Consider the following 22,828-nt stretch of genomic DNA (forward strand, 5'->3'; position numbering starts at 1 on the left):
AGCTCGGTGAGGGCGGAGCCGGAGACCGGGAGTTCGAGCCGGGATCCGGAGCCGCCCTCACCGGCGTCCGCCCGCCCGGCACGGGGTCGTTCCGGTCGCCGGCGCTGCGGTTAGGGTGATCACGACTGTCCCTGGAACAGGAGTGCTCATGCCGCAGATCACCGTCGACTACTCCGCGCCGCTCGAAGACGCCTTCGACCGGCACGGGTTCGCCCTGGCCCTGCACGCGGAGGTGGTCGAGACGGCGGCCGCGAAGATCGGCGCGTGCAAGACGCAGTTCCGCCGGACCGAGGACACGGTCGTCGGCGCGGACACGGGCGGGCACGCCGTCGTCCACGTCACGCTCGGTCTGCTCGCCGGGCGGACCGAGGCGGTCAAGGAGAAGCTGACCGAGGCCGTACTGGAGCTGCTGAAGACCCATGTGAAGCAGTCCGGGGGACTGGAACTGCACGCCTCGGCCGAGGTACGCGACCTCGACCCGTCGTACCGCAAGTTCGAGGGGTAGTCCCGCGGGTCCGAGACGCAGTCCCGAGGCTCCGGGGCGCGCCCGGTCCGTGCGGGGCGGAACCCCGCTGCCCGTTTCCTACGCCTCCGGCGGCGAGGCGAGCGCGAGCAGCCGGACGACGAGGTCGGTGAACGGTCCGTCGCCCGGCTCGCCCCTGAGGCCCTTGCGCAGCAGCTCGGCGACCTCCGGGTCGTAGGCGGCGCTCACCGCGGCCAGGGCCGCGAAGTCGTGCACGAGCTGCACCTCCAGCTCACCGCGCGGAATCCGCCGTCCGTCCAGCCAGATCAGCGCGGTCGACTCGACGAGCGAGATCCAGGAGCGGATCACCAGCTCCAGCCGGGCGGGCGGGTTCCCGACGTCCAGATGCGACAGGATCTGGAGGTACGCCGCCTGCCGTACGGCGTCGACGAGCGCGTTGGTGGTCGACGAGCCGACGGCCGGCCCGCCCCGCATCAACGCGGCGAAACCGGGCCCGTGGTCGTCCACGAAATCGAAGAACCGGCGCATCACCCGCAGCAGCCGCGCCCCCAGCGGCCCCTCGCGGGACTCCACGAACCGGCCCGCGAGATCGTCGGCGGCCCGCTGCAACGCGGCTTCGTACAGGCTGAGCTTGCCCGGAAAGTAGTGGTACACGAGCGGTCGCGAGATGCCCGCGGCCGAGGCTATCTCGTCGATGGAGACCTCGTCGGGCGAGCGTCGGCTGAACAGTTCGAGGGCGACGCCGATCAACTGCTGCCGTCGCTCCTCGACACCCATCCTGCGGCGTACCCCGATTGTCATGCGAACACCTTACCGATCGATTCCGGCCCTGATCGGGCAGGTCCGGCCGAGGGTGTTCACCTGACTCGTGCGAGGGATGTCCCGGCGTCCACGCCGGGAGGAACCGCGTCCTGTGACGCCAGTGCGTGGGGAACTCAGCGCAGCCCGGTGATGCCCCGGCCGTCCGCCAGGGTGCCCTTCAGCTCGGCCCGCGCCCCCTGCTTCGTCCGCACGGTGAGCAGGGATCCCTCCGCCGACCCGCGCACCCCGCCCGTCGCGATGACCGACGCCGTGTCCTGGCTGCCGGCCGCGAGGAGGTACCACGTCCCGGCACCCGACTTCCACAGCACACCGGCCAGTACGTGCGGATCGCGGGAACCGCACGCCGGGGAGTTCTCGGCCTTCGCGACGACCGCCCCGGACGTCCCGTCCGGGGTGCGGAAGTGGGCCAGCACCCGGGTGCCGCCGCCCCGCCAGGTGTCGGCGCGCGTGCACACCCACGCGGCCGGCCCGCTCCCGTCGGGCAGCGGCTGCCGGGCGTACTGCCAGGCGTTCACGGACCGCACGCCCTGCGAACGCACGGAGGCCAGCGAACACGCGAACGGCGCCCACTCCCGCAGGTTCTCGGCGCCCGCCGCCTCCTGGGGCGCGGCGGGCCGGCCCGCGGTGAGGTGGGCCGGGGTCAGCTCGCCGAGGTCGCTCAGCAGATGGGTGCCGGAACCGTCCTTGATCTGGAGCACGTTCCACGAGGTGCACGCCCCGGTCTGCGGCGGTCCCGCCAGCGGAGAGGTGGCGCCGTCCGCGGACACGGTGAGGTCGATGGCCCCGGCGGAGGGCTTCAGCAGGTCGAGCTCGGCGGCCTCGGTCACCCACGGCGCGGTCAGATAGCGGACGTTGCCGTCGGCCCGGCCCAGCACCACCGCGCTCGCCTCGGCCCCGCTCGCCCCGTCGACCCGCGCGAAGTCGAGGGCCGCGCCGCCCGTGCCGTTCCTCGGCTCGGCGTAGCGCACGACGCGCAGACCGTCGTAGAGGAGCACCACGCGGGCCTGGTCGACCTCGCCCGCGTACAGCAGCTGCGGCGGTCCGGGCGGGGCGCCGGAGGGTGTGTCGGGCGTCGCCGCGACCTGGACGGACTCGCCCGGCCGGGCCCAGACGGCGAGCGCGCGGCGCAGCAGCGCGGTGTCCTTGACGAGGTCGCCGCGCGCGGGCCAGACGGAGAAGTCGGTGCGCGCGGAGGACTCCCAGGCCGCGGGCGCCACCCGCTCCAGCCGGGCCGGGTCGAGGGCGGCCTCGGCGGCCGGGTTCTGCGCGTAGGAGGGGGCCGCGGCGCCGTCCGGGCGCCAGCCGTCGCCCGGCAGTCCGAGCAGCGCGCCGCACACGGCCACGGCGGCGGTGGCTGCGAGCGCGGCCTTCATGTGCTGCCTGCGCCGGATCAGGTCGGTGGGCCGGGCGTGCAGTGAACAGGGGTCGAACTCGGGGGAGTCGAGCAGCGCGTCCCGCGCCTCGACGCCCGCGGCCTCCTTCAGCGCCGCGGCGGGGTCCTCGACGCCCGCCGCCGCCAGCACCTTGCGCAGACCCGCGTCGGGCAGTTTCTCCAGGCCGCGCAGCACATACGCGGCGCGGGCCGGTCCCGAGAGCGCGGACAGCCGCTGGTCCAGGGCGAGTTCGTCGGCGCCGCCCGAGCGCGGGAAGAGCCGCAGGCCCCACACGTGGGGGAGGAGGGGCGGCAGCTGGGACCGCTTGGGCCACGCCCGCCGCCTCAGCGGCAGCCCCGCCTCCAGTGCCGTACGCACCACCTGGAGGCGTACGAAGGTGTAGCCCGGGTCGCCGTCGCGGCCGCCGCCGCTCTGCTGGGCCGGGATCGCCGACGCGTCGTCCGACGCCCGGCCCCGCGGCAGCGCGCGCTGGGTGAGGGCGTGCGCCGTGAGCACCCGGCGATTGCGGCCGAGGCTCGGCGGAAGCATCAGATAGGCGAGCCGGACCAGCCGAGGGTAGTGCTCGACGAGCGCGGCCTCGGCCTGCTCGAGGTCGACGACCGCTCCGGCGGAGGGTGCTGGGCGCGGGGCTACATCCTGTGACTGCACGTTCAGCAAAACGAGCGAATCGATGGATGGTCACCGGCCCCCCGCCGAGGGCTCAGGCCCCGGATTCCCCGGGCTCCACGAGCAGGCGCGCGTAGTTCGCCATCGACCGCTGGTAGCGCGGCAGATGGGGGGCCAGGGCGCCGATCACCAGGGACAGGCCCTCGCGTTCGCGGCCGAGGTCGGCGAGGCAGAGCGCCAGACACGCGCGTACCGCGTCGTCCAGCTCGTCGGAGGGTCCGTCCAGTTCGCGGGTGAGGAGCTTGACGCCCTCGTCCGCCTGTCCGATGTTCCGCAGCGAACTGGAGAGCTGGATCTTCGCGCGCCGGCCCTTGTACCCGTTCAGACCGCGGGCCAGCGCCTCCCGGTACAGGGGCACGGCCTTGTCGGAGTGGCCCGTCGAGTCCCAGGCGCAGGCCTGCTCGAAGGGGCCGAGGGGGCTGTCCGCGGGCAGTTCGGCGACCAGCGCGTCGATCACCGCCCGGAAGTCCGCCGCCCGCTCCTCCTCGTAGTCGTCGAAGCCGGCCCAGGCCGCCGTCGTACGCTCTTCCCAGTCTTCGTTCACGGGTGTCACCCTCGCACAGCCGTACCTCCGGCGGTACCGGGTTCCCCAGCCGTGACGACGGCCGATTGAGCACGGGGCGGCCCGGAGCCGTATCGAAGGCAGAGCCCTCGCCCGGGGCTCTCCTCGGCGTGAACGCCGACAGGTACCGGAGGAACGTATGAGGTTGACACGCGGGAAGCTTCTGACCGGGGCGGCCGTGGCCGCTCTGCTGGCACTGACCGGCTGCGGCGGCGGATCGGACGGCAAGGGCGCGGCGGCGAAGGAGACCGTCCCGCCCACGGCGACCGGCAGCCTGGAGGACCTGGCGGCCGAGGTGAAGTGCAAGCCGAGCATCCAGACCGACGCGGACGAGATCCGCCAGGGTGTCTGCGCGATCAGCACCGGCAAGTTCATCCTGGCGACCTTCGCCACCGACCGTGGTCAGCGCGAGTGGCTCAACGGGGCCAAGGACTACGGCGGTTCGTACCTCGTGGGCGCCAAGTGGGTCGCCGTCGGGGACCAGAAGATGGTCACGTCGCTGCGCGGCCGGCTCGGCGGGACCCTCGAAGAAGGCGCCTCGCACGCCTCGCACGCCGGCCACTGACACAGCGGCTGAGCGCGCGAGGGCCGCGGGGCCGACCGCGCGGGCCACGGAGGGCCACGGGGTGAGGACACAAAAGAAAGCCGGTGGCGGGGAGTTCCCGCCACCGGCTTCCTCATGGGGGCCTACCTACAACGCTGGCCGTTGTTGATGCAGGTGACCAGCTTGTTCATCAGGTTGTCGTCGAAGACGTTGATGAAGTCGTCGTGGTCGGTGGCCGGCTTGTGCAGCTGCTCCGGGAAACCGTCCACCGCGTAGGCGTTCTTGATCTGCCCGTTGGTGAGGACCGGGGCCCGGAAGTTGTAGACGAGGCGCATCGTCAGCTGCGGGATCGCCTTGAACCCGTTGGCGCAGTTGCCCTGGGCGTCGGCGAAGGCCACGTGCGTGCGGTGGTTCGCGCTGTCGATGTTCACCCCGTCCCAGCAGCTCTGGAAGGCGAAGGTGCGGACCACGGTGCTGCCTCGCGGGCAGATCGGGTACTGCTGCGTCAGCTGGACCTTGCTCTCCCAGCCGGTGCAGCTCCAGTGGGCGTTGGCGTTGCCGAGACCGTTGGTCGTGGTCTTGGCGTCACCGGTGATGATGCGCAGGAACTTCGGCATCGCGACGACCTTGCTGGTCGGGCTGCCGACGAACTTGATCTGCGCCTGCTTCACCTGCTGGATCTGGCCGACGTTGCCTTCCTTGCCGCCGCCCAGGTTGTTCTGGTCGAAGTCCTGCGTACCGTTCTGGACACGCACGACCGGCCAGTAGTACGTCGACTTGTCGCCCTGGTTGGCACAGGTCGTCTGGGCCGCCGCGAGCGTGTCGTTGGTGGCGAAGGCGTCGTTCGACTGGTTGCCGACGTAGTCGTGCAGGTGGTGCGCGCCGTTGGTGACACCGGGCGCCACGATCACGTTGTCCGTGTTGAACTTCTTGTTCGCGTTGACACCACAGGCCGTCGTGAACACACCGGCCGAACCGGCCGCCCCGATCTTGGCCTTGGCGGTGACGTTCGGCTGGACCTTGCGGATGTCGACGAAGTCGGTCGCGAGCGGACCGTTTCCGCCCTGGCCGCCGTTCCCGGCCTGCGCGCCACCGGCAGGGGCGCTGGCGCTCGCGGACGCGCCTGCACCGGCGCCTGCACCGGCGCCTGCGCCCGCACTCGCGCTGGCACTCGCGGACGGACTGGCCGCGGCGCCGCCGTTGTTCTGTCCGCCGGTGTTCGTCTGGTCGGCGGGCTGTCCCGTGCAGGTGGAGAGACCGTCGAGCCAGCCAGGAACCTTTCCGCCGACGCGGCTGATCTCCAGCTTGATCCGGTCGAGGATCACCGACCGGTTGTTCTTCAGCGGTACGAGGATGGAGTTCTGGACGAAGCTCGCGTCTCTCGTCTGCGCGTCACGTGTGGTGGCGAGCCGCTGGTAGGCGGCGGTGATCTGCTGGTCGAGTGTCGCCAGCTCTCCGTCGACCTGGCCCCGCGCCTGGTTCGGAACGCTGGTCAGCTTCTGACCGACATCCGGACAGGTGATGGTCGCGACCTGTGCGGTAGCGGCCTTGGTGGTGTTGTGAGCCGAGTTGCTCTCGTGTGCCGAGGCGTAGAAATTCGCCCAGACCAGCCCACCCCCACCGATCGCGAGCGCTGCCGACGCGGCAACGGCGCGAACGACCAGCGGCGAACGGCGTTTTCGAATGTTGCGTCCCATGGAACTCCTCTGACTTCCTTGCGGGGCAGTGAGGCGCCCGACAGGAGTGAAGCGGCTCCTTTCCATACGCGGGAGGTGCGGGAGGTGTTCAGGGGTCTCGAAGAAAACTTGGAAGTTCCTGAGACCAATTCGGGCACAATGGTCCCAGAAGCCCGCGAATTCACGAGAGTTGATCTGGCTATTCAGGTTTGAGGGCGCTTTTTTTGACTGATATTCAGTAGGCGACCATCCGAATGGCTCCGTCGCCGTACGCCGACCGGAGCTCACCCCTGGCTCCAACTCGCCGATCGCACGGCCAAGTTCGAGATCGCGCCCGACCGTCGCGGCGATCTCGGAGCCGTACGCCGGAAGCGGCCGGACCCGGCCGGCGGGCGACAGGAAGATGTCCGCCGACCGACGGGAACCGGCAGCCGGACCGAATCCCCCGACGTGCGTGCCGACGCCACACTCACGGCGGCCGGAACGTCCGGGACCGGGAATTCCCGGGGGCTCAGATTCCGAGGACCTTCGCCTCCACCGCGGGATCCAGTCCCACCGCCGGCCGGTCGGCGCGCCGGGGAGCCGGACCGCCGAGCGACCGGAGCCAGCTCCAGGTGCCGGCGACGGTCTCCTGGACGGGCCGGCACCGCAGGCCCGTCCGCAGGGCGCGGGAGACGTCCGCCGAGTACAGCGCGGCCTGGAAGTCACTCCCGGGCGGTACCCACATGGGGAGCTGGGTCCACGGTTCGATGCCCGCGCCCAGCACGACCTCGGGGTCCGTCCAGCGGAGCTCGGCCCGAGCCCCGGTGACCTGGACGCACGCGTCGAGCAGCGCCCCCATCGTGCTGTGCCCCGCAGGCCCGGCCAGGTTGTACGCCCCGTCGAGTTCCGCCTCCACCGCCCCGAGCGTCCACTCCGCGAGGTCCCGGACGTCGACGTACTGGAGCGGCAGATCGCGCGGCCCGGGAGCGAGCACGGGACCGCCCGCCGCGATCCGGTCCAGCCACCACGGCAGCCGCCCGATGTTCTCGTACGGCCCGAGGATCAGCCCGGACCGCACCAGCAGCGACCGCTCGGCGCCGAAGGCCTCGACAGCGGCCAGTTCCCCGCCCCGCTTGTCCCGGGCGTAGTCGGTCGCGTCCGCGCCGGCCGACGCCCCCTCCACCAGCGGTGCGTCCTCGGCGTACCCGGCCGGCCGGGGCCACGCGTACACCGAGCAGCTCGACACGTACACATGGCGGGCCGCCCGCCCGGCCAGCAGCCGGGCCGCGTCCCGGACGGCCCGCGGCGCCGCCGACCAGGTGTCGACGACGGCATCCCAGGTGTCCGCGATGCCGGCGAGTGCCGCGAGCCCGTCGGGCGTGGCGCGGTCGCCCAGCAACGACCGCACCCCGGCCGGGGGTTCGTGCCGCCCGCGGTGGAAGACGGCGACCTCCCACCCCCGCGCGAGCGCCCCTTCCACCACGGCGCGCCCCACGAACTCCGTACCGCCCAGCATCAGAAGTCTCCGTGTCATACGGACGACTCTGCACGGACGGGCCGGCCGGTGGCACGCGAATCTGCTGACAGAAGACTCGCGGGGCGGGTCAACTCCGGCCGGAGACCGGTGAACTCCCGGTCGGAGTGGTCAACGGCCGGTCGGCGGCGTGTACTTGTATCCCACTCGACGCACCGTCTGGATCGCCTGCCGGTACTGGGCGCCGAGCTTGCGGCGCAGCCGGGCGACATGGACGTCGACGGTCCGCCCGTCGCCGACGTGCCCGTAGCCCCACACCGTGGAGACCAACTGGTCGCGGGTGTGCACCCGGTGCGGATGCCGGACGAGATGCGCGAGCAGTTCGAACTCCAGGTAGGTGAGGTCCAGCACCTGCCCGTCGACCTCGGCGGTGCGCTGCACGGTGTCGATGCGCACCAGCGGGTCGGCGGCAGTGCCGGCCGCACCGTCGGTGGCGGCGGAGGGCTCGGTCCGGCCCGTCAGGGCGACCGGCAACAGGGGCTGCTGGTCCGCCGGCACGAGGACCAGGTAGCCGATCATCGGCGGCTGCCCCGGCAGGACCGGCAGCGCGTGCTGGGGGGCGGGCAGCCAGGTGGCGCCCGGCGGCAGGAACTCGGCGACGTCCAGCACCTCGTCCCGGTCGACGGCACGCAGTCGGTGCCGTCCCGGAGCGGTCGAGGGGGTGGGGGCCGTCGCGACGGAGGAGAAGGAACGAGTGGTCGCCATGAGAGGTCAGCTCTTTCGCGCGAGAAGTTCGTCGGGAAGGTCGACGGCCGCGAGTTCGTGGTCGGGGCCGTCGAGGACGTACGTCGTGCGCGCTGGCCGAAGGCCGGGGGTGTACGGCTTTAGAGGGCCGGCGCGTTCATCGCGCGACAACACACCCGGTCGAAGTCGTGGTGCTGACGAGAGGGCCAGAAGGGCTCGAGGTCATGGCGACCCGTCGCGATGCACTTCTGGAAGCTGGCCATGAACCCATTGAAGCAGAATCCGGAGCCCGGCAGGAGACTCCCGTCAGGACCTGGACACATTCTTGGCGTGAAGCCGACGGCGCGAACCCCTATCCGACCAGGCGCTTGTGCCAAGTCAGCGCCGTGACGCGGATCGTGGTGCCGGCGGAGCCGTCCCACTGTGTGGACAGCCCGGCCGCGCCGAGCGCCGCGACGACCTCGCGTCCGACGGCCGCCGTGGTCTCGGCCGACCCGTCGAACCCGCCGTAGAGCAGGCTCAGTCCGTATCCCGCGGCGACGCTCTCCGTGCACTGGCTGTGGAAGTAGACGAAGCCACGCGCTCCCTCGCCGCGCTCCTCGGTTATCTCGGTGGTGCCGCAGTTGCGGCAGCAGGCGAAGTTCTCGCGCGCGGTGATGCCACTCGCGTCGAGCGCCTCGAAGACCTCGGTGAGGCGCTCGGGATCGGTGAGCCCTTCCCAGGTCTCCTGCTCGGCCAGCCGCTCCGTCCACAGCCGGTCCACGAGCACCCGGGCCTGCGCCTTGGACACCGGGCGGTGGTCGCCGGAGACGAGACACTCCTCGGCGTCCTCGGTGAGCTGCGCCCGGTCCGCGTACCCGCAGGCCAGCTGTTCCCTGATCAGGGCCTCGACCTCTTCCCGTACGTCCTCGGGGAGTTCGGGCACATCCTGCGGGGCGTCGTGGCCGAGCAGGTCCCAGGTGATTCCCGCATCCCAGCCGGCGTCCTTGCGGGCCCACCCCGTCATGGCGTCCGCGACCCGGTCGCGGTCACCCAGAACGGTGCCGAAGAAGCGGTCGCCGCCCTCGCGGTACTCCAGCTGATACTCCTCGCCGTGCTTGTGCCACACCTGGACGAAGACGTCCGGGATGTCCGGTATCCGTTGCACGACCAGGAAGTGGTCGCCGTGATCGCCGATCCGGTGAACCAACTCCCGCAGCCGCCCGCCCGAAATCCGCGCGTGCTTCTGCCGGTTCTCCGTCTCGACCTTGATGGCGAGGGACTCGTCGCTCTGCATGGATCAAGGCTGACACACGCCACTGACAACGCGACGGACCGGGCGGAACGGCTTCCATGGCAGCGCGGGAGACACGGAAGGGGTGCCCGCCGAGTCGGCGGGCACCCCTTCGCGGGTGTGCGGGGATCAGACCTGGCCGGCCTTCTCCAGGGCGGTGCAGCAGGTGTCGACGATGAGGCGCGTCACGACGTACGGGTCGACGTTCGCGTTCGGGCGGCGGTCCTCGATGTAACCCTTGCCGTCCTTCTCGACCTGCCACGGGATGCGGACCGAGGCACCGCGGTCGGAGACGCCGTAGCTGTACTCGTTCCACGGGGCGGTCTCGTGCAGGCCCGTCAGACGGTCGTCGATGCCGGCGCCGTAGTTCTTGACGTGGTCCATCGGCTTGGAGCCCTCGCCGAGCGACTCGCACGCGGTGATGATCGCGTCGTAGCCCTCGCGCATCGCCTTGGTGGAGAAGTTCGTGTGCGCGCCCGCGCCGTTCCAGTCGCCCTTCACCGGCTTGGGGTCCAGCGTCGCGGAGACGCCGAAGTCCTCGGCGGTGCGGTAGAGCAGCCAGCGGGCGACCCACAGCTGGTCCGAGACCTCCAGCGGCGCCAGCGGGCCGACCTGGAACTCCCACTGACCGGGCATGACCTCGGCGTTGATGCCGGAGATGCCGAGGCCCGCCTTGAGACAGTTGTCCAGGTGCGCCTCGACGACGTCACGGCCGAAGATCTCGTCCGCGCCGACACCGCAGTAGTAGCCGCCCTGCGCGGCCGGGAAACCGCCTTCGGGGAAGCCGAGCGGACGCGCGCCCTTGAAGAAGGTGTACTCCTGCTCGATGCCGAAGATCGACTCCTGCGCGGCGAACTTCTCCGCGACCTCGGCCAGCGCGGCACGGGTGTTGGAGGCGTGCGGCGTCATGTCGATGTCGAGGACCTCGCACATGACGAGGATGTCGTCGCCGCCGCGGATCGGGTCCGGGAAGCTGGCCACGGGCTTGAGTACGCGGTCCGAGGCGTGACCCTCGGCCTGGTTCGTCGAGGAGCCGTCGAAGCCCCAGATCGGCAGCTCGGCACCCTTGGCGTCGTCGGCCAGGATCTTCGTCTTGGAACGGAGCTTGGCCGTCGGCTCGGTGCCGTCGATCCAGATGTACTCAGCCTTGAAGCTCACGGGCCACATCCTTCGGGGTGGGTCTTGATCGCACTCGCGGGTGCTGCGGCGCTGCGGCACTGGGGCGCCGCCGATATGCCGGGCAGCCTGTCAACCAGCGATTTCCCGAGCGTTGCCCGAATGTGAACCCCGTGTTACCTGGGTTGTGTGTGCCCGGTCTCACACGACCTGCGCCTTCACGGTTGTCCGCGCGCGATCGTTCGCGACCGCGATCGGCCGGCTGGTCGCCCAGCCGGGTCCCGCGGGGGCGGCGGGGGACTTGCTCGTATGCGATGCGCGTGGGAGCGGTACGGGGGATGTGGCCCGGTTCCGCCCCGGTTGCCTGTCCGGGCGAGCGGTGGTCCGTCCATGCGAAAGCCCTGCCGCTTCCGACCGGGAGGGGATCGGCGACGGCAGGGCCTTCAGCATGGTGTGCCCGTTATCCGACCTTCTCGATACGGGCCCTGCGGATGAGGAACTTGCCCGGCTCGCGGACCTGTTCGAAGGCCGCGTTGTTCAGCAGGACACAGCTGCCGGAGACCGAGGTGACCTGAACGGTCGTGGACTTGTTGTTGTCCAGGTTGGTGACCTTCAGCTTCGTTCCGGCCGGGAACTGGTTGCTGGACGCGGCCGGCGCGCCCGCCTCGCCGGAGAGCGTGACGGTCGAACCGGTGCAGACCTGCTGGCCGGTGGCGGCGGCACCGCCGGCGTTGTTGGCGGGGGCGGTCTTCGCGGGGGCGGTCTTCGCCGGAGCCGCCGGGGCGGGCGCGGCCTTGGCCGGCGCGGACTGTGCCGGCTGCTGGGCGGTCTGGGAGTCCTGAGCCGATTCCCCGACAGCGCAGCCGGAAGCCTGCTGCTGAACCTTGATCTGCGCGATGACGGCCTGGCGGTTGGCGATCCTGGCCGCCGACTGCGCGTCCGGGTGCGCCTGCTGGTCCGCGATGAACTGCTGGTTGTTGCCGAGCGCGGTGGCCAGGCCCTTGCACGCGATCGAAGTCTGGGCGGTCTGCACCGACGCCGCGTTCGAGGTGGCGGCCAGGGCGAAGGCCCCGCCGCCCGCCACGGTCGCCGCGCTGACCAGCAGAGCGATCTTCTTCTTGGTGCTGAGAGTCCTTCTCCTACGCGACATGCGCGCCTCCAGAGCGGTGGGGGGCGTTACGCCGCTATGTACGAGATGCCGAACGCGGTTACTCAATGGTTACGGCATTCACTTAAGTAACCTGGATCACACGGGAGTTGGGCCGGGCGGGCGCGGGCCCGGCGTGGGCCCGCTACCGGGACAGGGCGTCCCGCACCGCCTCGTCCGTGCGGCCCACCAGTGCCGTCCCGTCGTCCGCGGTGATGATCGGCCGCTGGATCAGCTTCGGGTGCTCCGACAGCGCCTTGATCCACCGGTCCCGTGAACCGGCGTCCCGCGCCCACTCCTTGAGCCCCAGCTCCTTGGCGTCGGCCTCCTGGGTCCGCGTGATGTCCCACGGTTCGAGGCCGAGACGGTCGAGGACGCCGCGGATCTCGTCCTCGCCTGGCACGTCCTCCAGATAGCGTCGGACGGTGTAGTCGGCGCCCTCCGCGTCGAGCAGGCTGATCGCGCTGCGGCACTTCGAACAGGCCGGGTTGATCCAGATCTCCATCCCGCACACGTTACGTGAGACACCCTCGCGTTCTGCTGTCACGGCCCCCTCGAAGCCCTTGTGGCCAGCGGCTTTTGTCAGTGCCCGGCGGTAGAATAGAAGCAGTGTTCGAGGGTGTCGCCGGGCGGTCCGGACGGCGCCCTGACCGCGACAGGAGGATGCCTGTGCCCGCTGCCGCACTGAAGCCGCTGCCCACCCAGTCCACATCCAAGAGGGCGGTTCGGCTGGACCTGCCGTACGAGCCCGTGGAGAAGCGCCCGCTGCCGCCGGGGCGCCCCCGCGACTGGTACGTCACCCACAACCGCCGGCTCAAGGCGATGCGACTCGCCATCGCCCTGCTCGACTCCGGTGTGTACGTGCCGAACCAGGCCCGTAACGAGAAGATCCGCAGCACCGCCGAACTCATCGGCGTCCACTCGCCGTCGGACACCACGTGCCACATGGTGCGTGCGCTGATGAGGTACGCGCGCTGAGGAGTTGAGCGCGCCGATCCACCGGTGCCGGGTGACTCCCCCGCCGAGGGGCACACCCGGCACCGACCCCGACCCGGCAACGGGATCCACGTCGGCGCCGGGACCGGCGTTCGCGCCGGTCGTCGCTCGGCCGGGGGCTCCCGCTCCCGTGCCGGTCGTCACCCCGCCGACAGCTCCCGTTCCAGCGGTGTCCGGAAGCGTGGAGTGATCCGGGTGTGACCCAGCCACGTCTGAAGGCGCCCGGCCTCCGCCGAGATCGCGGCCTGTGCCTCGTGTCCGACGCCCCCGGGGTCCAGCAGCCGCCAGACGACCTCGCCGTCGGGCCGCTGCGCCCATCCCCCGACCACCCGGCCGTCCCACCACACCGTCGGCCCGACATTCCCGCTGCGGTCGAAGAGCGCGGGACGCAGGGAGGGGTCGAGATACCAGTCCCGCTCCTGCCGGCTCATGGGCGTCGGATCGAGGGCGGGCAGCAGGGCCGCCCAGGGCGCTCCCGGCCCGTCCACCAGGCCCTCGTCACCCGCCGCCACATACCCCGTGACCCCGTCGTCGAGCGAGACGGCCACCGCCCCGATCACGGTCAGCGTCCGCCGTACGTCGGTGACCTTCCAGCCCGTCCACCACTTCAGGTCGGCCTCCGTGGCGGGCCCGCACGCCGTGAGCCAGCGGCTCAGCAGCTCGGACCTGGCCTCGGCGGGAGGGAGCGGGGGATGCGGTGGCGCGACCGCCCAGCGGAACTGGCTCGACGTCCAGGACCCGAGCGGGCGCCCCCGCACCACCCGGCCCTCGACGCCCAGCACCCGCATCAGCCGGGACGACACGGTGTGCGGGCTCTCGTAACTCTTCCCGGCCCCGTAGACGAACCGCTCCTTCAACCGCGGCTCGTCCCGGGTGAGCTCGTTCACCGTGGCCTGTCCCCGCCGGGCCAGCGCGGCGAGCGCGGACGCCTCGACCTCGTCGAGCCACTCCTCGGTCAGCCGCCCGTCGCTTCCGGTGACCATGTCCTTGACCAGTCCGGCCCGGGCCTTCGCGGCGATGTCGAGCCCCGTCGAGGCATGCACGACGGCGGCCAGGCCGGTGGGGAACACGAACACGGTGTGCCGCATGCCGTGCATCCGTACGAGTGACCGGTCCTCGTACAGCGCCCGGTCGACCTGCGCCACCGTCTCCCCGGCGTCAGCGAGACGGGCCCCCACCGCGAGGTACACCGTCGCCGGGTCGGTGCCGTGCAGCGCGACCAGCGAGTCCGCCACCTCCTCGGGGCTCGCCGCCCGGGCGGCGCCCACGAGCCGCTGCCGCAGCCCGAGCCGTGCCCGCCGCTCCGCCACCCCGATGTGCCGCGGCTTCCCCGTCACGTCGCCTCCGTCCGGTCGCCTCGTACTCCGCGCTCCGCGCTTCGTGCTCCACATCCTCTCGAACGTCCGCCCGTCACAGAGCGAGGCTCACCCGTTCGACGTAGCCGGGCATGCGGCGGCCCTGACCGCGGCCTTGACTGGGCCCACCGCGAGGAAGCGGGATCCGGAGGCGAACCAGGACCACGTGGGGAGAGACGATGCATCAGAGGAACGGCATACAAGGACCGGTCCGACTGATCCTGGCCGTGTTCGTGGTGGCGGCCCTGGCCACGCAGCTGACCGCCTGTTCGGACGACAGCAGCCCCTCCGGCACCGCCTCCAAGGCCGCGTCCGCCGTCTCGCAGGCCGCGTCCGCCGCCACCCAGGCGGGTGACGCCCTCGCCTCCGCGACCGCCGAGGCCGGCCGGAAGTTCGACGAGTTCAAGGGCGGTGTGGACGCCAAGGGCGAGGTGAAGCTCGACGGGAACGCGAGCCCCGACTCCGACGGGCGCGCCACGGTCAAGGTGACCGTCACCAACCCCACCTCCTCGGCGAAGTCGTACGTCGTCCAGGTCGACTTCCGCGACACGAGCGGCAACCTCCTCGACACGACCGTCGTGACGGTGAACGACGTCGCGGGGGGCGCGTCCAAGGACGGCACCGCCCGCAGCAACCGCTCCCTCACCGGTGACGTCAAGACCGGCGTCGCCCGCGCCGTCAGGCACTGACGCCCGTGCTCCGCAACAGCGTCACGGCCACCTCCGCGGACCGGGCCGCCCGGGGCCGGGCGGCCCGCAAGCGGGTCTCCCGTTCCGCGCACGGCACCTGGATCCCGGCAGCCGACCGCCCGGACCCGGTCGGCCTCCTGCAGGCGCAGGGCAGGGACCGGCTTCCGGAACTGCTGCCGATCCGGTACGCGCGGATGGCGGCGTCACCGCTCGCGTTCCTGCGCGGGTCCGCCGCCGTCATGGCCGCCGACCTCGCCGCCCAGCCGCACACCGGGCTCACCGTCCAGCTGTGCGGCGACGCGCACCTGCTGAACTTCGGCCTGTACGCCTCCCCGGAACGCTCCCTGCTCTTCGACCTCAACGACTTCGACGAGACCTTCCCCGGACCCTTCGAGTGGGACGTCAAACGGCTCGCGGCCAGCGTCGCGGTCGCGGCCCGGGAGAACGGGCACAAGGACGAGCACGTCTTCGGCGCGGCACGGGCCGCCGCCGGGCAGTACCGCGAGGTCGTGCGACGGCTGGCCCGGCAGGGCGAACTGACCGTCTGGTACCAGCACATCGACGCCGATCTGCTGCTGCCGCTGGTCCGCTCGGGGAGACAGCGCCGGCGCGCCGAGGCGACCCTCACCCGCGCCCGCCGCCGCACCAGCCTGCAGGCGCTCGGCAAACTCACCGAGACCGTCGACGGACGCCGCCGCATCGTCCGCGACCCGCCCCTGCTGGAACCGGCCGGATCCCTCGACATGGCCTCGCTCCGCAAGATCTTCAGCGACTACCGCTCCACGCTCCCCGAGGAACGCCGGCTGCTCCTCGACCGCTACCGGTTCGTCGACGCGGCCCGCAAGGTCGTCGGCGTGGGCAGTGTCGGCACCCGCTGCTTCATCGTGCTGCTCGCCGGGCGCGACGCCGACGACCCGCTGTTCCTGCAGATCAAGCAGGCGGGACCGTCCGTACTCGAAGAGCATCTGCCCAGCGGCCCGTACGTCCATCCAGGGCGCCGGATCGTCGCGGGGCAACGGCTCATGCAGGCCGCCGGGGACATCTTCCTCGGCTGGACGACCGGCCCCGAGGGGCGGGCGTTCTACTGGCGCCAACTGCACGACATGAAGGGGTCCGCGGACATCGCCGGCATGAGTCCGGGCGAACTGCGCGCCTACGCCCGGCTGTGCGGCACCGCCCTGGCCCGCGCGCACGCCCGCTCCGGCGACCGTGTCGCCATCGCCGCCTATCTCGGCGGCGCCGACACCTTCGACCGTGCCGTCGCGGAGTTCGCGCTGCGCTACACGGACCGCAACGCCACCGACCACGCGGCACTGGGCGCCGCGGTGATCGCGGGCGTGGTCCCGGCGGCCCCCGGCGTGTGAGGTCCCTCGTCCGGAACTCCCGCCGCCGTCAAGGCCGTTCAGGCGTCGGCCGCTGTCCGGACCGGGTCGCCGAGTCCGGTGAGGGCGAGGTCCACGAGCCGGCGCCGGTCCTCGGCGTGGTCGCGGAACCAGAGGCCCAGCAGGTGATCGGCGTCGGGCAGTTCGAAGCGGGTGAAACGGGCGCGGGCGGTGAGCGCCTTGGCGACCGCCTCGGTCACCGCGGGCGGGATGACCGCGTCCACGGCGGGTACGGCGAGCACCGCCCGCCCCTCGTACGCCCGCAGTACGCCGAGCGCGGAGGCCTGTCGCCAGCTGTCCGGCGTGCGGATGATCCGGCTGAAGCGGCTCTCCGCCGTCCCGGTGCCGTCCTGCCGCGAGGTGCCTTCCGCGTCCTCGAACGGAACCGGCCAGGCCTCGGCGGCGTACACCGCGGGCGCGCACAGCACGAGCGCCACCGCGCGTTCCCCGTAGTGCCGCGCGAGATCGGCCACCGTCTGGCCGCTCATGCTGAACCCGACGAGGATCAGCGGGGCGCCCGCCGGAACCGTCGCGTCGATGACCGACACGGCCTGCTCGAAACGCCGCCGAAGGCTCAACTCGCCCAGCGTGCCGGTGCTTTCACCATGCCCGGAGAAGTCGAACGCGAGCCCCGCACAGCCGCGGGCGGCGAAGTCGTCGAGCAGCGGGAGCAGTCGCTCCTTGCTGCCGTTGCCCGCGCCGTGCAGGAGAACGGCGGTGGCCGTGCCGCCGCCGAAGTCGCCCGCGCCGCCGCTGACGCAGCTCAGTCGTTCACCGTCGTGGTCGTGTGTGAAGGGAGAGAGCATGCCCCCATTTACGCACGCGGGTCGCGCCGCTCCTGAGGTGGGTGCGGCGCGTGGGACATCACCCGGGCGACGGGAGCGACGGGCGAATTCCCTTCGGGGGAAGGGTGGTTGACGGGGTGGAACCGTCGGCTCAGGAGGAGGCGGGAGCGCCGCTCGCGTCCGGCGCGGTGGTGCTGACCGTCGGCGAGGCGGCGGCACCGGCTCCGGCTACGACCGCGGGGCCGGTTCCGGGTGTGGCCTTAGCGCCTGCTTCCGGAGCGGCCGTCGCGCCTGTCGCGGGCGCCCGTTTCCGGTGCCGCGGCACGTCCGCCGCGGGGTCCCCGGGTTCCGCCGCTCCGGGCTCCGGCGGAGCCGCGGGCCGCACGGACGCCAGCCACCGGGCGTACCGCGAGCGCCGTGACCGCCAGGCCAGGTGGGAGCGCCGCTACCGGCGCGAACGCCCCCTTCGGACGCGCCGCCAGGAGCGCCAGAAGTAGGACGTCCACGGATCCGGCCCCAGCGCCGGGGCGTCACAGTCCTGGGGCGCCCCAGATCGGGAACCAGCGGGAGAGATCCTGCTCGATACGCAGGTCGTCGACGAGCGCCGCCTTGATCTGGAGTTCCAGCGCGTTGTCGCGCCGCTCACCTTCGTCGGCGAGCGGAGCGAAGGGGTAGAAGGAACCTCGTTTGTAGAGGTAGACGAGGTCGAGCCGCCGCTGCCCGCTGTCCTTGAAACCCACCACGGAACAGAGCAGCTGGGGTCCGAAACCGGTGCCCTCCAGCGCTGTGTTGACGGCGTGCAGATCGCTCACCAGGGCCGGCAGGTCGTCCGGCGCGCGGCGGGAGACGAGCCACGAGTAGCCGTACTCGTCCTTGCTGAGTTCCACCGGGGTGCCCGTCCGCCCGGTGTCCGCGTCGAGCAGGGCCTGTGCCTCCTGGTGCGCCTCGGCGAAGGCCGCGCCCTCGACGGACGCGAAGCACACCGCGCCCGTGCCGGTCGGGGTGAACCCGGCCGCCGCCTGGAGCGTCACGGCCGCCGACGGCAGGCCGAAGAGCTGGTCGAGGTCGGGTGCGGCGGGCTTGCTGCGGCCGAGCAGGATGTCCAGGAACCCCATGCGGTCAGACGGCCTCTCCGGGAGTCGGTGCGCCCGCGTCCGGCAGTGCGGGCTCGCCCAGCTCGACGGAGATGCGGGCCAGTTGTTCGAGCCGCTGCTCCAGGCTCGGGTGGGTGGAGAAGAGGTTGGCGATGCCCGGCTGGGCGCCGAGCGCCGGCGTGAAGTAGAAGGCGTTGAAGGCCTGCGCGGTCCGCAGGTCCTTCGTCGGGATCCGGCCGATGTCCCCGGTCACCTTGGTCAGCGCGGACGCCAGTGCCGAGGGGCGGCCGGTGAGCAGGGCCGCGGAACGGTCGGCGGCCAGCTCGCGGTACCGGGAGAGCGCCCTGATCAGCATGAAACTGATGGCGTACACGGCCGCGGACACCGCCATCACCGCCATGAAGATGGCGACGGTGTTCTGGTCCTTGCGGCCCCGCCCGCCGAAGAGCTGCGAGTAGAACGCGAACCGCACGATCAGCCCGGCGAGCACCCCGAGGAAGGAGGCCACGGTGATCACGGCGACGTCCTTGTGCGCCACGTGCGACAGCTCGTGCGCGAGGACGCCTTCGAGCTCGTCGGGCTCCAGCCGGCGCAGCAGCCCGGTGGTCACGCACAGCACCGCGTGATCGGCGTTGCGTCCCGTCGCGAACGCGTTCGGCATGTCGATGTCCGACACGGCGACGAGCGGCTTGGGCATGTCGGCCACGGCGCACAGCCGGTCGACGACGCCGTGCAGCTGGGGATACTCCTCCCGCTCCACGATCCGCCCGTGCATGGCGTACAGCGCGATCCGGTCCGAGAACCAGTACTGCGCGATGAGGAGCCCGGCCGCGATCACGACGACCAGCACCCAGGACTTCAGCAAAACGATCAACGCGGCGACGAAGGCCACGTACAGCAATCCGAGCAGGAACAGCGTGACCGTCATCCGCACGGTCAGCTGCCGATCGTTCCGGAATCGGCTCTGCATCTCGTACCACCCCGCTGTCAGGCACTCGTCCCGCTTTCCATTGTGCTCCTGCGGTTCCCCATGAACAGGTGCCGATCGGCCCCGCGGTGGGCAAAGAACTTCCCTGTCAAGAGCCCCTTATTTATGCGGAGCGGACGCGCCCGGAGCCGCCGGGACGTTCGCGTCGCCGGGAAAGCACAGCGGCCGTGCCCCTCCCGGAGGAAGGGCACGGCCGGTGGTGTGCGGCTGGAGCGACGGGCTCACACGTCAGCGACGGGCTTACACGTCGAAGTACAGCTCGAACTCGTGCGGGTGCGGACGCAGCTGGAGCGGCGCGATCTCGTTCGTGCGCTTGTAGTCGATCCACGTCTCGATCAGGTCCGACGTGAAGACGTCGCCCGCGAGCAGGAACTCGTGGTCGGCCTCCAGGCGGTCGAGGACGGCCGGGAGCGAGGTCGGGACCTGGGCGACGCCCGCGTGCTCCTCGGGAGCCAGCTCGTACAGGTCCTTGTCGATCGGCTCGGCCGGCTCGATCTTGTTCTTGACACCGTCGAGGCCGGCCATCAGCAGGGCCGCGAACGCCAGGTACGGGTTGCCGGAGGAGTCGGGCGCGCGGAACTCGACGCGCTTGGCCTTCGGGTTCGAGCCGGTGATCGGGATACGCATGGCCGCGGAGCGGTTGCGCTGCGAGTACACCAGGTTGACCGGGGCCTCGAAGCCCGGGACCAGGCGGTGGTAGGAGTTCACCGTCGGGTTGGTGAAGGCCAGCAGCGACGGCGCGTGCTTGAGGATGCCGCCGATGTAGTAGCGGGCCATGTCCGACAGGCCCGCGTAACCGGCCTCGTCGTAGAACAGCGGAGAGCCGTTGCTCCACAGGGACTGGTGGACGTGCATGCCCGAGCCGTTGTCACCGAAGATCGGCTTCGGCATGAAGGTCGCGGTCTTGCCGTTGCGCCAGGCGACGTTCTTCACGATGTACTTGAAGAGCTGGAGGTCGTCGGCCGCGGCGAGCAGCGTGTTGAACTTGTAGTTGATCTCGGCCTGGCCGGCGGTGCCCACCTCGTGGTGCTGGCGCTCGACCTGCAGGCCGGAGGCGGCCAGCTCCAGGGAGATCTCGGCACGCAGGTCGGCGAAGTGGTCGACCGGCGGGGTGGGGAAGTAGCCGCCCTTGTAGCGGACCTTGTAACCGCGGTTGTCCTCGACCGCACCGGTGTTCCAGGCGCCGGCCTCGGAGTCGATGTGGTAGAAGGCCTCGTTCTCGGAGGTCTTGAAGCGCACGCTGTCGAACACGTAGAACTCGGCCTCGGGACCGAAGTACGCGGTGTCGGCGATACCGGTCGACGCGAGGTAGGCCTCGGCCTTCTTGGCCACGTTGCGCGGGTCACGGGAGTACTGCTCGCCCGTGATCGGGTCGTGGATGAAGAAGTTGATGTTGACCGTCTTGTCGCGGCGGAAGGGGTCGACGCGCGCGGTGGACAGGTCGGCGCGGAGCGCCATGTCGGACTCGTGGATGGCCTGGAAGCCGCGGATGGAGGAGCCGTCGAACGCGAGCTCCTCGGTCGGGTCGAAGGCCTCGGCCGGAATCGTGAAGTGCTGCATCACACCCGGCAGGTCACAGAAGCGGACATCGACGAACTTGACGCCCTCGTCCGCGATGTACTTCTTGGCCTCGTCGGCGTTCTGGAACATCCAGCTCCTCCTACTCCCGCCCACAGTGGACCGGGGTGGTAGTTCGTTCGTGCGGCCAGTGCGGTGGCACACGCTGGAGCCGACCATAGGGACGGGGGATTTCTCAAGCGTGACCCATTTGTTTCGCCCAAGTTAACCGACCTGGGCTGTCCCGGCCCCTCCTGTCCGTATGGCAAAACGGGCACAGTACCTTGGACGGGTGGACAACAGGCAAGCAATCGGATCGTGGCTCTCCGGCCCCCGCGCGGCGGCGGAGGACGCCGGTGTCGACTTCGGGTACCGGGGTGAACAGCTCGGTCTCCCCGAGCACGGACCGGGCTCGATCGCCCGCCCCGGCCGCCGTCTGGGCGCCCTCGCCGTCGACTGGGGCCTGTGCCTCTTGATCGCATACGGGCTGCTCACCGACGGCTACGACCAGGCGACGGGCAACTGGGCCCTGCTGGTCTTCTTCGTTCTCGGCCTGCTCACGGTCGGTACCGTCGGCTTCACGCCGGGCAAGCGCCTGTTCGGTCTGCGCGTCGTCCCCGAGGGCGGCGGCCGGCTGAACCCGCTGCGCGTCCTGGCGCGCACCGCGCTCCTGTGCGTGGCCGTCCCGGCGCTGATCTGGGACCGCGACGGCCGCGGTCTGCACGACCGTCTCGCCCGCACGATCGAGGTCCGTATCTGACGCGTCCGACTGTCCGTCCGCCCCGGGGGCGTACGGACACGGGGCGGAACGGCACGAGGCGGAACGAGCTTCTACGACGATGGGGCGCCCGGAGAATCTCCGGGCGCCCCATCGTCGTAGAAGTGCGTGGTACCGCGTAGAGGTCGTAGCTGGAGGGTCAGCCCTTCGGGCCGCCGCGCGGCATCCGCATGCCCTTGGGCATCGGGCCCTTCGGTAGCGGCATGTTGCTCATCAGGTCGCCCATGGCGCGCAGCCGGTCGTTGGTCGCGGTGACCTGAGGGCCGGCGAGCACGCGCGGCAGCTTCAGCATCGTCGTGCGGAGCTTCTTCAGCTCCACCTGGCCTTCGCCCTTGCCCACGAGGATGTCGTGCACCGGGACGTCCGCGACGATCCGCGCCATCTTCTTCTTCTCGGCGGCCAGCAGGCCCTTCACCCGGTTCGGGTTGCCCTCGGCGACCAGCACGATGCCGGCCTTGCCGACCGCGCGGTGCACCACGTCCTGGCTGCGGTTCATCGCCACCGCCGGGGTCGTGGTCCAGCCTCGGCCGATGTTGTCGAGCACCGCCGCGGCCGCGCCGGGCTGGCCCTCCATCTGTCCGAAGGCGGCCCGCTCGGCCCTGCGTCCGAAGACGATCGCCGTCGCGAGGAAAGCGAGCAGAAGCCCGAGAATCCCGAGATAGACCGGGTGACCGATCAAGAAGCCGATCGCGAGGAAGACACCGAGGGTGAGAATTCCGACAGCCGCGAGTACAAGACCGATCTTGGAATCGGCCTTGCGGGTCATTTTGTACGTCTGAGCGATCTGCTTGAGTCGCCCGGGGTTCGCAGCGTCCGCTGCGGTTTCCTTCCTCGCCATGCCACGAGTCTACGTGGCCCGCGAGGTGCCGACGACGGCAGTACCGGCGGGCGGGACCGCTGCACCGAGGAAGCGGCGGCCGGGAGTGCGTCGATCAGGAGTGCGAGACGGACTCCAGCACGCGCTGCGCCTCGAACCGGTCCTTGGCCCGGCGACGGTCCTCCAGGACGGAGGTCCAGGCGTTGCGGCGAGCGGTGCGCTGCCCGCTGCTCATGAGCAGCGACTCGACGGCACGGAGTGCATCGGTGAACGACGGAATCGCGGTGGCGCGTACGGGCGCGGCCTGCATGATGGAGGTCCCCCCTCGGGATCGGCGGCTCGGACGGGGCGGTGCGTGACGTAGGACCAGCGTCACTGACTGGTGTTACCAGGGCGTGACCGACCGGTCAAACACCAGTGAAGCCTTGAAACCGCGGGTCTTCTCCCTGGCGTGGGCCGGATGGTGTCGTCAACTGCGGGGATGCCTTGGTGGATGTGAACGG

General features: G+C 71.1%; 24 protein-coding genes. 7 read left to right on the forward strand and 17 right to left on the reverse strand.

The features are described from left to right. The first annotated feature begins 148 nt into the window (after positions 1-148). Positions 149-505, forward strand: coding sequence for a 5-carboxymethyl-2-hydroxymuconate Delta-isomerase (locus tag ACZ6KY_RS00275; protein WP_469308052.1), 357 nt, complete (start codon positions 149-151; stop codon positions 503-505). Between the two features lie 78 nt (positions 506-583). On the opposite strand, the gene ACZ6KY_RS00280 is transcribed toward ACZ6KY_RS00275, so the two are convergent. From ACZ6KY_RS00280 to ACZ6KY_RS00290, 3 genes are all read right to left on the reverse strand, one after another. Then, entirely contained in the window at positions 584-1,285 is a 702-nt protein-coding gene (locus ACZ6KY_RS00280; protein ID WP_469308053.1) for a TetR/AcrR family transcriptional regulator, read from the reverse strand. A 134-nt stretch (positions 1,286-1,419) separates the two neighbouring features. Next, positions 1,420-3,348, reverse strand: coding sequence for a hypothetical protein (locus tag ACZ6KY_RS00285; RefSeq protein WP_469308054.1), 1,929 nt, complete (start codon positions 3,346-3,348; stop codon positions 1,420-1,422). A gap of 52 nt (positions 3,349-3,400) precedes the next feature. Further along, on the reverse strand, positions 3,401-3,910 hold the full coding sequence (locus ACZ6KY_RS00290; RefSeq protein WP_469308055.1) for a tetratricopeptide repeat protein: 510 nt from the start codon (positions 3,908-3,910) through the stop codon (positions 3,401-3,403). 157 nt (positions 3,911-4,067) lie between these two features. Here ACZ6KY_RS00290 and ACZ6KY_RS00295 point away from each other — a divergent pair, with 157 nt between their 5' ends. Beyond that, positions 4,068-4,493: a hypothetical protein gene (locus ACZ6KY_RS00295; RefSeq protein WP_469308056.1), complete on the forward strand. Its 426-nt coding sequence runs from the start codon at positions 4,068-4,070 to the stop codon at positions 4,491-4,493. A gap of 122 nt (positions 4,494-4,615) precedes the next feature. On the opposite strand, the gene ACZ6KY_RS00300 is transcribed toward ACZ6KY_RS00295, so the two are convergent. The 7 genes from ACZ6KY_RS00300 to ACZ6KY_RS00330 form a co-directional block, all read right to left on the reverse strand. Next, positions 4,616-6,169, reverse strand: coding sequence for a DUF1996 domain-containing protein (locus tag ACZ6KY_RS00300; protein WP_469308057.1), 1,554 nt, complete (start codon positions 6,167-6,169; stop codon positions 4,616-4,618). 490 nt (positions 6,170-6,659) lie between these two features. Beyond that, a complete protein-coding gene (locus tag ACZ6KY_RS00305) occupies positions 6,660-7,646 on the reverse strand; it encodes an NAD-dependent epimerase/dehydratase family protein (protein ID WP_469308479.1) in 987 nt (328 codons plus the stop codon). Positions 7,647-7,775: 129 nt separating this feature from the next. Beyond that, the gene (locus ACZ6KY_RS00310; RefSeq protein ID WP_469308058.1) at positions 7,776-8,369 is read right to left on the reverse strand and encodes a winged helix-turn-helix domain-containing protein; all 594 of its coding nucleotides are present in this window, start codon (positions 8,367-8,369) and stop codon (positions 7,776-7,778) included. A 331-nt stretch (positions 8,370-8,700) separates the two neighbouring features. Then, complete coding sequence (locus tag ACZ6KY_RS00315; protein WP_469308059.1) at positions 8,701-9,624, reverse strand: DUF6891 domain-containing protein; 924 nt, start codon at positions 9,622-9,624, stop codon at positions 8,701-8,703. 126 nt (positions 9,625-9,750) lie between these two features. Next, positions 9,751-10,779 carry a glutamine synthetase gene (gene glnII, locus ACZ6KY_RS00320; RefSeq protein ID WP_469308060.1) on the reverse strand — a complete coding sequence of 343 codons (1,029 nt, stop codon included), beginning with the start codon at positions 10,777-10,779 and terminating at the stop codon, positions 9,751-9,753. A gap of 418 nt (positions 10,780-11,197) precedes the next feature. Continuing rightward, on the reverse strand, positions 11,198-11,887 hold the full coding sequence (locus tag ACZ6KY_RS00325; RefSeq protein ID WP_469308061.1) for an RlpA-like double-psi beta-barrel domain-containing protein: 690 nt from the start codon (positions 11,885-11,887) through the stop codon (positions 11,198-11,200). 142 nt (positions 11,888-12,029) lie between these two features. Next, positions 12,030-12,389 (reverse strand): arsenate reductase family protein, encoded by a 360-nt coding sequence (locus tag ACZ6KY_RS00330; RefSeq protein ID WP_469308062.1) that lies wholly within the window; start codon positions 12,387-12,389, stop codon positions 12,030-12,032. A 164-nt stretch (positions 12,390-12,553) separates the two neighbouring features. Here ACZ6KY_RS00330 and ACZ6KY_RS00335 point away from each other — a divergent pair, with 164 nt between their 5' ends. Further along, positions 12,554-12,862, forward strand: a complete 309-nt coding sequence (locus ACZ6KY_RS00335) for a hypothetical protein (RefSeq protein ID WP_469308063.1) — start codon at positions 12,554-12,556, stop codon at positions 12,860-12,862. Positions 12,863-13,020: 158 nt separating this feature from the next. Here ACZ6KY_RS00335 and ACZ6KY_RS00340 read toward each other — a convergent pair whose 3' ends face one another. Further along, entirely contained in the window at positions 13,021-14,271 is a 1,251-nt protein-coding gene (locus ACZ6KY_RS00340; RefSeq protein ID WP_469308064.1) for a winged helix DNA-binding domain-containing protein, read from the reverse strand. A 143-nt stretch (positions 14,272-14,414) separates the two neighbouring features. Here ACZ6KY_RS00340 and ACZ6KY_RS00345 point away from each other — a divergent pair, with 143 nt between their 5' ends. Beyond that, entirely contained in the window at positions 14,415-14,924 is a 510-nt protein-coding gene (locus tag ACZ6KY_RS00345; RefSeq protein WP_469308065.1) for a hypothetical protein, read from the forward strand. A gap of 5 nt (positions 14,925-14,929) precedes the next feature. Further along, entirely contained in the window at positions 14,930-16,288 is a 1,359-nt protein-coding gene (locus ACZ6KY_RS00350; RefSeq protein ID WP_469308066.1) for a DUF2252 domain-containing protein, read from the forward strand. Between the two features lie 38 nt (positions 16,289-16,326). On the opposite strand, the gene ACZ6KY_RS00355 is transcribed toward ACZ6KY_RS00350, so the two are convergent. Further along, on the reverse strand, positions 16,327-17,112 hold the full coding sequence (locus ACZ6KY_RS00355) for an alpha/beta hydrolase (RefSeq protein WP_469308067.1): 786 nt from the start codon (positions 17,110-17,112) through the stop codon (positions 16,327-16,329). Between the two features lie 116 nt (positions 17,113-17,228). Here ACZ6KY_RS00355 and ACZ6KY_RS00360 point away from each other — a divergent pair, with 116 nt between their 5' ends. Further along, positions 17,229-17,588: a hypothetical protein gene (locus ACZ6KY_RS00360; RefSeq protein WP_469308068.1), complete on the forward strand. Its 360-nt coding sequence runs from the start codon at positions 17,229-17,231 to the stop codon at positions 17,586-17,588. 33 nt (positions 17,589-17,621) lie between these two features. Here ACZ6KY_RS00360 and pspAB read toward each other — a convergent pair whose 3' ends face one another. The 3 genes from pspAB to glnA form a co-directional block, all read right to left on the reverse strand. Further along, complete coding sequence (gene pspAB, locus ACZ6KY_RS00365) at positions 17,622-18,206, reverse strand: PspA-associated protein PspAB (protein WP_469308069.1); 585 nt, start codon at positions 18,204-18,206, stop codon at positions 17,622-17,624. Positions 18,207-18,210: 4 nt separating this feature from the next. Next, positions 18,211-19,155, reverse strand: coding sequence for a zinc metalloprotease HtpX (gene htpX, locus ACZ6KY_RS00370; RefSeq protein ID WP_469308070.1), 945 nt, complete (start codon positions 19,153-19,155; stop codon positions 18,211-18,213). A 258-nt stretch (positions 19,156-19,413) separates the two neighbouring features. Continuing rightward, positions 19,414-20,823: a type I glutamate--ammonia ligase gene (glnA, locus tag ACZ6KY_RS00375; protein WP_469308071.1), complete on the reverse strand. Its 1,410-nt coding sequence runs from the start codon at positions 20,821-20,823 to the stop codon at positions 19,414-19,416. A 199-nt stretch (positions 20,824-21,022) separates the two neighbouring features. Between glnA and ACZ6KY_RS00380 the strand changes: the two genes are divergently transcribed. Next, positions 21,023-21,490 (forward strand): RDD family protein, encoded by a 468-nt coding sequence (locus ACZ6KY_RS00380; RefSeq protein WP_469308072.1) that lies wholly within the window; start codon positions 21,023-21,025, stop codon positions 21,488-21,490. Between the two features lie 157 nt (positions 21,491-21,647). Here ACZ6KY_RS00380 and ACZ6KY_RS00385 read toward each other — a convergent pair whose 3' ends face one another. Together ACZ6KY_RS00385 and ACZ6KY_RS00390 are read right to left on the reverse strand one after the other, a co-directional pair. Beyond that, on the reverse strand, positions 21,648-22,346 hold the full coding sequence (locus ACZ6KY_RS00385) for a DUF4191 domain-containing protein (protein WP_469308073.1): 699 nt from the start codon (positions 22,344-22,346) through the stop codon (positions 21,648-21,650). A 94-nt stretch (positions 22,347-22,440) separates the two neighbouring features. After that, a complete protein-coding gene (locus ACZ6KY_RS00390) occupies positions 22,441-22,635 on the reverse strand; it encodes an SCO2195 family GlnR-regulated protein (RefSeq protein WP_469308074.1) in 195 nt (64 codons plus the stop codon). Positions 22,636-22,828: the final 193 nt, after the last annotated feature.

The sequence above is a fragment of the Streptomyces sp. NPDC042002 genome (assembly GCF_055588305.1).